This is a genomic window from candidate division WWE3 bacterium (genome assembly GCA_026396615.1).
Taxonomy (GTDB): domain Bacteria; phylum Patescibacteriota; class WWE3; order JAPLWK01; family JAPLWK01; genus JAPLWK01.
Genome location: JAPLWK010000012.1, coordinates 1 through 11,528, shown reverse-complemented (window position 1 = coordinate 11,528; position 11,528 = coordinate 1). Strand labels below are relative to the sequence as shown.

10 protein-coding genes and 1 tRNA gene are annotated in these 11,528 nt (G+C 48.3%); 7 read left to right on the top strand and 4 right to left on the bottom strand.

Annotated features, from left to right (window positions below):
• The 6 genes from NT141_04625 to NT141_04600 form a co-directional block, all read left to right on the top strand.
• A partial coding sequence (locus NT141_04625; protein ID MCX6784313.1) for a hypothetical protein occupies positions 1-324 on the top strand: 324 nt, incomplete at its 5' end.
• 4 nt (positions 325-328) lie between these two features.
• Positions 329-775, top strand: coding sequence for a hypothetical protein (locus tag NT141_04620; protein MCX6784312.1), 447 nt, complete (start codon positions 329-331; stop codon positions 773-775).
• Positions 776-952: 177 nt separating this feature from the next.
• The gene (locus NT141_04615; protein ID MCX6784311.1) at positions 953-2,710 is read left to right on the top strand and encodes a LamG domain-containing protein; all 1,758 of its coding nucleotides are present in this window, start codon (positions 953-955) and stop codon (positions 2,708-2,710) included.
• 282 nt (positions 2,711-2,992) lie between these two features.
• The gene (locus NT141_04610; GenBank protein ID MCX6784310.1) at positions 2,993-4,810 is read left to right on the top strand and encodes a tetratricopeptide repeat protein; all 1,818 of its coding nucleotides are present in this window, start codon (positions 2,993-2,995) and stop codon (positions 4,808-4,810) included.
• Positions 4,811-5,016: 206 nt separating this feature from the next.
• Positions 5,017-6,177: a GTPase ObgE gene (gene obgE, locus NT141_04605; protein MCX6784309.1), complete on the top strand. Its 1,161-nt coding sequence runs from the start codon at positions 5,017-5,019 to the stop codon at positions 6,175-6,177.
• A gap of 84 nt (positions 6,178-6,261) precedes the next feature.
• Positions 6,262-6,337, top strand: a tRNA-Ala gene (locus NT141_04600).
• Between the two features lie 118 nt (positions 6,338-6,455).
• Here NT141_04600 and NT141_04595 read toward each other — a convergent pair.
• The 4 genes from NT141_04595 to NT141_04580 all read right to left on the bottom strand — a co-directional run bounded on the left by NT141_04595 (position 6,456) and on the right by NT141_04580 (position 11,030).
• Positions 6,456-7,688, bottom strand: coding sequence for a peptidoglycan DD-metalloendopeptidase family protein (locus tag NT141_04595; GenBank protein MCX6784308.1), 1,233 nt, complete (start codon positions 7,686-7,688; stop codon positions 6,456-6,458).
• Between the two features lie 65 nt (positions 7,689-7,753).
• A complete protein-coding gene (gene rho, locus NT141_04590) occupies positions 7,754-8,881 on the bottom strand; it encodes a transcription termination factor Rho (GenBank protein ID MCX6784307.1) in 1,128 nt (375 codons plus the stop codon).
• A 532-nt stretch (positions 8,882-9,413) separates the two neighbouring features.
• Entirely contained in the window at positions 9,414-10,163 is a 750-nt protein-coding gene (locus tag NT141_04585) for a hypothetical protein (GenBank protein MCX6784306.1), read from the bottom strand.
• Positions 10,164-10,370: 207 nt separating this feature from the next.
• On the bottom strand, positions 10,371-11,030 hold the full coding sequence (locus NT141_04580) for a hypothetical protein (protein MCX6784305.1): 660 nt from the start codon (positions 11,028-11,030) through the stop codon (positions 10,371-10,373).
• Between the two features lie 134 nt (positions 11,031-11,164).
• Here NT141_04580 and NT141_04575 point away from each other — a divergent pair, with 134 nt between their 5' ends.
• On the top strand, positions 11,165-11,383 hold the full coding sequence (locus NT141_04575; protein ID MCX6784304.1) for a hypothetical protein: 219 nt from the start codon (positions 11,165-11,167) through the stop codon (positions 11,381-11,383).
• The last annotated feature ends 145 nt before the right edge of the window (positions 11,384-11,528 follow it).

Sequence of the window (11,528 nt, the reverse complement as noted above, 5' to 3'; positions counted from 1 at the left end):
CCATCGAGTCTTTATCAAGGTACCGTCGACGATCTAAAAATATACACCTATCCCCGCTCGCCCCGGCAGATTCTGGAAGACATGCAGATGCGCACGTCTCCAGCGCCAGGATCAGCTATTTCTGCAAACGGCCGCGGCGCGACCGTCACTCTCAAGTTTGACGAAGGCTTCGGAACGACGACGAACAACTCAGGTAGCGCCGGCTCGCCCTTCAACGGGACACTTAATTCAACAACCTGGAGTCAAAGTGGCAAGTACGCTAAAGGTGTAACCTTAAGTGGCAGCACGGGCAGTTTCGTCAGCGTACCGGATGTGAGCTATTAAATATATGAAATATCAAATTGACCAGTCAAATAAAATAGAGGAAACGAGTAAAGTCACTTATGTTTGTCTAGCTAATGGTAAAACAATCATTTTTTCCATTAATAGTAACGAAAAACAGAAATTAAAGCTTTTTTTCCGCGAACTTAATAAACCTCTAATCTTTAAACTATTCACGTTTTCTGTGCTATGCGCTAAGGCAATAATAACGTCAAAAGCAGGGACAGTAGAAATTGACTGTGAGTATACTAATCATGAGATTGATATTAAGTCATACATTACTCAAATACTTTTGATTGAGAAAACAAGAAGCCCTGATATTTGGTTTGCGCACGTTGGTAAGAAATCTAATGCGCATCTCAAAGGGTATGCAGCGATGAAGAAAAAGGCTAAAGGGGTTACTATTACCGCGGGAGAAGTATTACGATACTATGAAAACATTGATAAGCCGTGAAACAAAAAAGATTGGATGCTTTGTGAGCAGCTTAGAGCCGAATGGTTACGTCTGGCTACTGCCCCATCCAATCTTTAATGCAACCGGTGGGCGCTTAAACTCCACGACTTTACGGGAGAATCGGCGCTCGGCCCCGGTTTATCCAAGTAGTTTATCAAAGAAATACAAAAAAGTCAAATGAAAACATTTAAAATCCGTGTAAATCCCAAAATACCGAAAATATTCGCCCTATTAACCCTATTCTCCCTATTCTGCCTAACCTCCTCCGCCAAGGCGGATACCCCTGGCAACTTTACTACTTCCATCTGGATTAACCCGGCAACTTCGGTGGCTTCGAAGACGTTGATAGCAAAAGCGGAGGAATTTCGCATCTTTACAGACGCCAGTGGCAACGTTGGTTGCCAAATCAAGGCGACGACTTGGCAAACCGCCGCTCAGTCCGTCGGCCGCGCGTTAACAGTGGGCACTTACTCTCAGGTCACCTGCAGCTATGACCTAGCAACTTTGCGCATCTATGTTAATGGCGCCCTAACTGGTTCGACTGCGCTCACCACTGCGCCAGATAACACCACCAACTTACTCAAAATCGGCCAGGACGATTCGGCCGCCACTCCTTACGGCAACTTAGCGGGCACGATCGATGAATTTAAATTTTATCCTTATGCTTTATCAGCAGACGAAGTCAAACTCGACTATAACCACTCATCAGCCCTCGCTTGGGGCGCCGTTTCCACCAACAACGCCGCTCCTTTTACCGCCCTTAACTCTTCGGCTTCGTCATACTGTATCCCAGGAGATACCGCCAGCTGCACGTCCCCCATCGCTGAATATAATTTCGACGAAGGCACCGGCACCGTCGTCAACGATACTTCAGGCAACAATTACAGTGGCACGATTACCGGCGCCACTTTTAAACCCGGCAAATTTGGAACAGCGCTTAATTTTAACGGTGGGACAGACACCGTCACTATTACAGGCTCACCGTCAGTTAAAAGCGTTGAATTTTGGGTCAACCCCACTACCACCACTCAGAATTTAGTTGACCTGCGAACGGCTGCTACCGCTGCGAACATTTCCGTTTCGAGAGGCACTATTGCGGCTACCGGTTTTGATACTCCCACCATTTATGTGAATGGTGCAGCCTCTTCCACCCTCATTGCCAATGCCTGGCAATACGTCACTATTACGACGGGAACGGCTATCACTGCCAATGCTATTCAATTCGGCCGGATTAGCACGACTTCGCTGACCGGAAAATTAGACGGCATTCGCATGTATGCCTACGCCCGCACTCCCGCCCAGATTGCCTGGGACTTTAATCGCGGCGCCCCGGTGGCTCAGTATAAATTTAACGAGTGCTCTGGAACGATCGCCCATAACTCCGCCCTGAATGGCAACGGCCAGGCCGCAGGAATGGACGGAACTATAACGCCCAACACCGGCCGCACCGCTGGCAGCTGTAACTCCGGCGTAAGCACGGAAATGTGGAACGGCGGAACAACAGGGAAATACGGAGCGTCATTGGCGTTTGACGGCGTTGGCGACTACGTCAACCAACCAACCTCGATAGCTGGTGTCCAAACCGTCAGCTTCTGGGCCTACCCCACTTCTAATACTAGTTCCATTTTGCAACTAGCCTCCGGCGTTTCGGTGACAGCGGCAACAGGAGCAATCGCCGCCAACAACTTTACTGCGCCTGTTTACTATGTCAACGGAGTTTTAAAGACGGCTCCCATTCTTACTGCTGGAGTCTGGAATCATGTGGTCGTGACGACCGCGACGGGGATTACAGCGAACGCTATCAAACTCGCTCTCGTTGGCTCCACTTACTACGCCGGCCAACTCGACGACGTTCGTCTGTATAACTATGCGCTCACCGGAACCCAGGTAAAGACGCTGTACAACGAAAACTCGGCCGTCCGTTTTGGGCCATAACCAACATGTCATTCCGGCCTTGAGCCGGAATCCAGTAACTTCCGATAAAAACGTAGGGGCTTGATTCATCAAGCCCTTAATCCAATCGGTTAAGGGCGTCATAAATGTCGCCCCTACGTTTGCCGTTTTTATTTACAATTTACGCCGCGTAAATTGGTAGTGAACGTAGTGAGCGTTTCTGGATTCCGGGTCTCGTCCGCCAGCTGGCGGACTTGCCCGGAATGACGAATTGGTTGGGCCTTGAAAATTAACTCCATCTACGCTACTCTTAAATAACTGCTTATGAAATTGTCAGCAAGCGCAATCGGAAAAATAATCACCACCATCTTGGCCCTTATAATAGTAGTCTTCCCCAGTCTTCCCACCCTCAGCTTCATCTCCCCCGAACTGTGGCGGGTGATAATTCTCCTCGTCCTAGCCGGCCTGGGCCTGGGAGTGATTCTGATCCTGGTCTCCATGGGAACGGTCATCAAATGGCGTTCTAATTTAATCAGTATCGGTCTTTTAATTTGGACTCTAGTGACCTTGGCCGCGGCTGCCTTCTCCCCCACTTTTCTAAAAAGCATTGGCAGCCCGGAAACGTATTTGCCGCTCGCCATCTTGATACTGTACACGTTGACGTTGAGTTTGACCGAGTCGACCGGACGACTGCTTAAAGTCGCCTTTTTTATCGGGGCCACGGGCCTAGCCATCTTTACTTTAGTGGTAACAGTCTCGCCCCTCAAAAGCCTCGGGATGAATGTGACAGTGGGCAGTAATAGTTTAGTATTCTTGATATCGGCCGTTATTTTGCTAGTTTTGACGGCCGTGGAAGAACTCAAAAAGAAATCACGACTAGTCGTTCCAACCGCGATTGGCGCCGTGATTATTATGACGGCCTTAGCGGTCATGATTGGTGGCATGGCCGGACTCTCCCCGTTTAAAGAAAGAGTGACCAAACAGCCAGAAGTGGGAGTGGCCGGCAGTTGGCTGGTGGCCGCGGAGAGCATTAAAAACCGACCGTTTTTTGGAGTGGGCGTCCGTAATTTCCAAAGTTTATATACTCAAGTCCGGCCGACTTTACAAGTCTTTGCCGCAGCCAATAATCAGTATTTTGAAAGCTTGGCGACTAGCGGCATCGTGGGACTCGCGGCAATCATTATTCTGATGCTTTCAATCCTGTTGACCGCTCTTAAACACCGCCGAGCTGACGTTTTGGCCTTTGCGACGGTCTTCATTATCGGCTCGCTGGTCACCCCGTTTACCGTTAGTAACTTATTAATAGTAGTCGTTATTGGCGGCTTGCTGGCGGGAGTAGAAGGCGGCTGGGAGCATCTTAATAATCCGCAGACGCCGATTGGCAAAACCGTCGCCGCCGTTATTGGAGCAATTCTGATAGCAGTCATTTACTTCCCGCTGCGAGCTTTAGCGGCCGACATTAACTTCCTCCAAAGCTATAGCATTAAGAGTGACAATCTGCAGGGCATCTTGGACATGCAGCAAACAGCGGTGAACCTTAATCCTTTGAATGACAGCTACCGAAGAACATATGCAGGGACGGCTCTGGCGATTGCTAAACTGATTTCGCAAAAGCAAACGCTTGCGGATCAAGATAAAACCAATATCAACGCTCTAGCTCAAATTGCCGTTACCCAGTCTGACTTTATTACGACCCGTTTGGACCCTTATAGCGCCCTTAACTGGCAGTTACGAGCCAGTGTTTATGACGCCATGAAAGACTCGGATCAGAATGCCTTGACTGGTGCTTTAACGTCCTACAAACAAGCCATTAACCTTGATCCTTACAACGTCCAGACCCGCATTTCTCTGGGCGACCTTCTGATCAGCCAAAAATCCTACCAAGAGGCCGCCCAAATTTACCAAGGGGCCATTAATGTAGACAATAGTTCGACCCAAGCCCATTATGACCTCGGCCTGGTCCTGGCGGCTCTAAAGAATTACCCCGGCGCCATTCAGGAAATCGGGGCCGCCAAGAGTTTACTAGACGAGCAAAAGTCACCGGATGATTTCGCCGCCGTTTCTAAAACCCTAGCCGAACTGCAAGCCCTGGTCGCCTCCTCCTCTGCCAAAACCGCAACAACATCAGCCTCCAAAAGATAAATAACGTAACGTAGGGGCTTGATTCATCAAGCCCTCGATCCGATCGGATGAGGGCGTCATAAATGGCGCCCCTACGTTAGATCGTATTTGTTTGTCAAACCTCACTACAACAACATTTGAAAAGGAACGATTAACGTAGGGGCGGGATTCATCCCGCCCTCGATTGAGGGTCGCATAAATGCGACCCCTACGTGTATAATGCAAACATGGTAGACCTCGTAACTATAAAGATTAAGGCTGGTAACGGCGGTGACGGCGTTGTTTCTTGGCACCGTGAAAAGTTTCGCCCTAAAGGCGGCCCCGATGGCGGTAACGGCGGTGATGGTGGTTCTATTTACTTGGAGACCGATTCTAACCTTTTAACCCTGTCCGACTTTGCCAGCCAGCGTTACTTTAAAGCCGACGACGGCAATCGCGGCGGCAAAAACAACTGTACCGGCCACGGCGGTGCGGACCTCGTGCTTAAGGTACCGATTGGAACTTTGGTTTACCTGGTACAACCCGATACCAAAACCCTTATCGCAGACCTAACTAAACTTGGAGAGCGCGTTCTAATAGCCAGCAAAGGCATCGGTGGCAAAGGCAATTACGTCTTCCGCAGCAGCACTAACCAGCGCCCCATGGAGTGGACCCCGGGAACCGCTGGTGAGGAAAAAGAATTGCAATTAGAACTAAAGATTTTGGCGGATGCTGGCCTCGTTGGACTGCCCAGCGCCGGCAAATCGACGCTTTTAAACACGTTGACGAGTGCCAAAGCCGCGGTCGGAGCGTATCCATTTACCACCTTAGAACCTAATTTGGGGGTTGTTATTCGTCATTCCGGGCTTGACCCGGAATCCAGTAACCCACAAAAAATAGTTCTTGCCGATTTGCCCGGCCTAATCGCCGGTGCTTCTTCAGGCAAGGGCCTGGGCGACCGCTTCCTGCGCCACATTGAGCGCTGCCCGGTAATAGTCCATCTAATTGCTGCTGACAGCAAAGACATTGCCACAGACTACCAAACCATTCGCACTGAGTTAGCCCTCTGGTCGCCGGTACTGGCCCAGAAGACCGAGATCGTTGTGATCTCAAAGGTAGACTTAGTCGACGCGAAAACCCTCACTACAGTCACCAAGGACCTAAAAAAGATACTTCCAAAAGGCACTAAAATCGTCGCTATCTCCGCTCAGAGCCATCTTGGCCTTGATGACCTGACTAATACGATAATAAAAACGATCAAAAGTCATATAAAACCTATAGAACCTATAAATCTTATAAAACCTACCCAATCAACCAAAATTTTTACGATTGAAAATTTACCGAATAAGAAGATGGTTTTTAGAAACACCACTCGTCATTCCGGCCTTGAGCCGGAATCCAGTAACTAGATTCCGGGTCGCGCCCCAAAGGGGCCCCTTCGGGGCGAGGGCTTGCCCGGAATGACAAAAACGATTAGAATACAAAACTGTCGTGGGCCCTTAGCTCAGTTGGTAGAGCATCACTATGGCATAGTGGGGGTCAGGAGTCCGAATCTCCTAGGGTCCACCAACCCACCCTGTCATTCCGGGCTTGACCCGGAATCCAGTAACAGATTGGATTTTAAAAATTAAAAATTTATTTGGGTCGTTTACTAGATTCCGGCTCTGGGGCCGGAATGACGAAGGGTTTAGAAGAACTGCAAAGGATTCACCGGCACCCCGTTGTACTTAATCATAAAATGCACGTGCTCGCCAAAGCTATGCCCCGTGTTTCCCATATGCCCCAAAACTTGACCTTTACTAACCGTCTCCCCGACCGACACGGAAAGCAGGCTCATGTGACCGTAAGTCGTCGTGTAACCGTTACCGTGATCAATTTCAATGGCATTCCCAAAACCATTCGGCCACCAACCGCTGCGGACGACCGTGCCGGCATCGCTGGCTAAAATATCGCTATCAATGGCAATATCTAAAGCCGGGTGGTAGCTGCTAAAGTACTGGGTAATGTAGCGATGCTCCGTGGGCCATTGGAAGGATGACGTCCCCGTAATTTTGGCTTCCCCACCCTTATAACCGTAAGCAAAAGACTCGTTGTAAACCTGGCCGACCGCCTGAGGAACCAGAGCGTCGGGGTTGACGGCGAGGACAGGCACGGGCACTAGCGGAATTTTACCGTCCGGTAACATTAATTTCTGTCCAACTCGCAAAGTAAAGGGCTCGTCTAAATAGTTGACGTCAACGACCGCTTGCGGCGGTACTTGATACTTGGCCGCCAGCCCCGAGACGGTGTCGCCACTAGCGACGGTGACGAGAAGACCGGACATCGGCGGAATGACTAGTTTTTGACCGACGGAAAGATACGAGTAGCCGGCTAAATTGTTAGCGTATAAAAGACTATCGACGGAGACGTTAAACTTATTCCCGATCGTTGAAAAACTGTCACCGGAAGCCACCACATAGTCAATTGGGGCGTCCCTAAAGGTTGGTTCGGCGGTCTTAGCACTATTAGACCCCAAAGCCATATCGGAAGCGGCCGGCATTAAGTCCGGCGTTATTGGCTTGGCTTCCACGAAATTACTTTGCAGGGCCCCGCCAACGATAAAAACGGCTGAAGCTAAAATTAAAACGCCAAAGTGAATAACGGGGCGTCCCAGTCGACCGCGTGACCACACCAGGCTGCGCACGGTCTTAAAGCGTAAATCGTCAATTAGTAACGTTGATTTTTTGGTCAAAGTTACTAAGTATTTAAAGAAACGACCGGGAATCTTTAGTAAATACTCGGAAAAACTACCACTAAAAGTTATAAAATCGGCTCCAATCTGGAAAACACGATAATACCAGGGTTTGTTTAGGAGGGGTAACTGGTAAGCAGAGGAGCGAAAAATGTTGATCAGACGGCTTAAACGACCGGATTTAAGCATCTTCTTATTATAACACGGTATTTTACAATTTCTGCCTCAGAAATTGGTAGCGAACGAAGCGAGCGTCATTTTGATTCGTGCAGAGTCCTCAGAAACTCTTCGTTGGTCTCCGTCTTCTTCAAACGCTCGAGGACCAGCGAAGTCGAGTCTTTGCCATCGAGAAGATCGACCATTCGGCGCAACTTAAATATGTTCTCCAGCTCTTTTTTGCCAAACAAAAGCTCTTCGTGACGCGTTCCGCTGGCCTGGATGTCGATGGCCGGGTAAGTGCGGCGCTCGGCTAAAGCCCGGTCGAGTCGCAGTTCCATATTACCGGTTCCCTTGAATTCTTCGAATATCAAATCATCCATTCGACTGCCAGTGTCGACCAGAGCAGTTGCAATGATCGTCAAAGAGCCGCCGTCTTCCAAGTTGCGAGCCGCCCCAAAGAAGTGCTTACTGGGGTAAAGGGCTGACGGATCGTATCCTCCGGAGAGAGTTCGGCCGCTTGGTGGCACCGTCATGTTGTAAGCTCGGGCTAAACGAGTAATAGAATCTAAAAGGATGACGACGTCCTTGCCGACTTCGCAGAGCCGCTTGGCCCGTTCCAAGCATATCTCGGCCGCTCGCGTTTGTAATTCGGCCGACTCGTCAAAATTAGAAGCAAACACTTCGCCTTTAACATTGCGGGCCATGTCGGTGACTTCCTCTGGTCTTTCACCGATTAGAGCAACCATTAGAACCACTTCTGGGTAATTTGTGGCTACACCCTGAGCAATGTCTTTTAGCAACCAGGTCTTGCCGGATTTGGGCGGTGAGACGATCATGCCCCGTTGACCCTTCCCGATCGGTGCGATCAAGTCGATGAGTCGGGTCGACAGGACGTCTTTAGTCGTTTCCAGCTTAATCTGCTCGTTGGGAAATATGGGAGTAATTTTGTCAAAATTTGGTCGATCTTTTGCCTTATCCGGCTCCAAGCCTTGAATCTTTTCGACTCGAATCATTGAAAGATAACGTTCATTTTCTTTGGGAGGCCGGGCTAAACCTTCAATAAAATCGCCCACCCGTAAATTAAAACGACGAATTTGCGATAACGAAACGTAAGTATCAATGCCGTCCTTTTGACGGAGAATCCCAAAATCCGGTAACAATTCCAAAACACCAATCACTTTTTGCAAGGAAGCTTCGGTAAAATCGTTGCCAACTTCGCGCATTGGGAAAATCGTCGGAACGGCGGTTACGGGAATAACGTTAGTTGGAGTGGTCATAAATTTTAGTAATTAGGATAAGAAATAAACATGGCGCAAGGAAATATCGGAGAGTAACGTCTAGTGGTAGTTAACTATATATTTAGATCGTTGTCAAGAACTTCGATGCACCTTGTCATTCCGGGCTTGACCCGGAATCCAGTCACACCGATTCAACGTAGTGGCGGGGCATGTCTGCCCGCCTTTGTAGGGAATCCCCCTCAACCGATCCCACTTCGCTAAAGCTTCGTGGGATTGATGGTTGCTAAATTCACTTCGTTCATAAAGCAACCAGTCAAAAATAAAGAAAGACGCTCACTGCCCGAGAGCGCCTTCCAGACTTCATTCTATCAAACAAATCTAAATAACGCAACACCACACACCCACCATTCACGACAAGATACGAAATCATATTTTCAAATTTCAAATTGTAAATTTCAAATTAAAAAAATGTCCCGCCTCATCCTGTCTTTGCAGACTTGACTTGGCGGGACGGGACTTACGGAAAGTAAGTCAGAATGCTCTCCCGAAACTTTCGCAGACCCTTGGCGTAACTCTGCGGTGTTGTCCAACCAGCCAGTAATGGCGGGATCTCAACTACGTAAAAGCCCTCAAACCCAGCTTTGGCGACCTCTCGTAGCAACTTGCCCAGTTCCGTTGTCTCCCCCCGCAAAAAACGCCGCAACTCGACCTTGCTCCGAGTTTGAACGTGAACGATTTTAGTCGTTGGCAGCATTGCTAAAATCAACGTTTGAACAGCTGAATTATCAGCACTCACCATTTCCCCAGCCTTTGTAAGTTGCCGAATATGCCACAAATCCAAAGCGTACTGCTGACCTAAAATTCCAGCGGTAGCCAACATAGCAGGATCGCGACGGTCATACAAGTTAATCTCATTTAACACTACGGCGCTTAAGTAATCGTTTATTTGCCAAGCCATGGGAAAAGCCGCCGCGAGCCGAATAAAACAATTAGCAGCGTCGAGTCCTCGTCGAAACGGTAGGTAGCGCAACCATAATTTCAAGTTACGTGGATTGTAATCCCACATCGGCTCGATGCTCCGAACCGGTATTTCCGTCTTCTTTATGGCCGACCAAGAGACACCACGGAGCGGACGGGCCTGCCAAAAGGCATAACCGGCTGCTCGTGTGATACTGGCGCAAATCGCCATACTCACGTACGGCAACGGAATCGCTGAATAGGGCACCAAAGTCCCCAGATCAAGACCTATTCGATCCGAAATATTCATCTCTCACATCTCTAAAAATTGAAATCGAATGTTGGGAAGATTATATCACGGAATAACAGACTAGAGGTTTCTTTGGGGAGCCTTTCAAACAATTATCAAGCAACCGCCTCTCTAACCTGCTAATACTAATACTAATGCTAATACTAATACTATTGTCCAATTTTAATAAACATTGACACTTTACTGCTCGAGCAGCTAACTGTCAATTTAGGAAATTCCGAAGAAGTCGCGGAAAGGTTGGTCGTTTTCGATTCTGTTAACCATGAAAATCCTTAAGTACTGCCCAACCCTCAAATATTCTCGCAAAAATTCCACCTCTTTTTCGCAAGCGTAGGCATGCAAATAAACGCTCTCGTGCAACTGATAAAATCCCCAGGCCTTCAAGTACTCCGCCACCTCCATCCGTAACACCCGCTCCTCATTGGGAATGTCGTAACTTACCAAACGCCAGGTTCTGTCCCAAGATTTTGGCACTTTAATTTCAATGGCATTCAAGGAAAACTTGAGGATTTTACGCCGGCCTGACGCGGTAATTTCTACAACTGACGACCCATTTTCTTCCCGAATCGTCACCAACTTTTGTTTTTCCAGACGCCCCAAAGTTCGTTTGAGGTAAGGAATATTAAAACGCCGCCACGGCTCCGGAGCATCCCAATCTTTTATTACCGACTTGAAGACTGTAGAAAACTTGGGAGCGATCAGTGACGCCGCTAAAAACGCCCCGGCCCCCACCATCTCTATAACCTCTTTAGTTCCGGCGTACTTCTTGGCGCGTAATTCTCCGGCTACTTGCGAGGACAGGGTCTGCGACAGTTCTTTGACGTAATCTTTCTCAACAATATTTTCTTTATTTAATTTAGAACCCATATTTATTATTATTCTTGTTGCCTCTTCCATTGACACTTTACTGCTCGAGCAGCTAATTGTCAATACATTACCCTCAACACCACGCGTACCATATAATATAAACTGGTAATATTGATATAAAGAATTATTAGGAGGTGATTTTTATATCTGAAGTATTTGAACAAAAATGTGTACATGAATGGAAAGCGTCCGGTCTGTGGGACGGTAAAACGCCAGAGGGCAAACAGACTGGTGGCATCGTGTACGCCTGTACTAAATGTAAAGAAAAAGTCATGTCAAAAGAAGAGGCGGCCGCTAAGGGTGGAACAATAGATGAAAGCACCGACGTTTTCGGTAGACCAGCGAGTAAATAAACAAAAAATCCCGCTAAAGTTTTAATAAACATTAGCGGGATTCCAACTTACAGTCTTGGCGGGCATGGCGGGCTAAAAAGCCTTACATTTGGCATTAAATGGGCCATCTCGCAACTTGTTAAGGCTGGCGGTGTCTGGTTTAGTT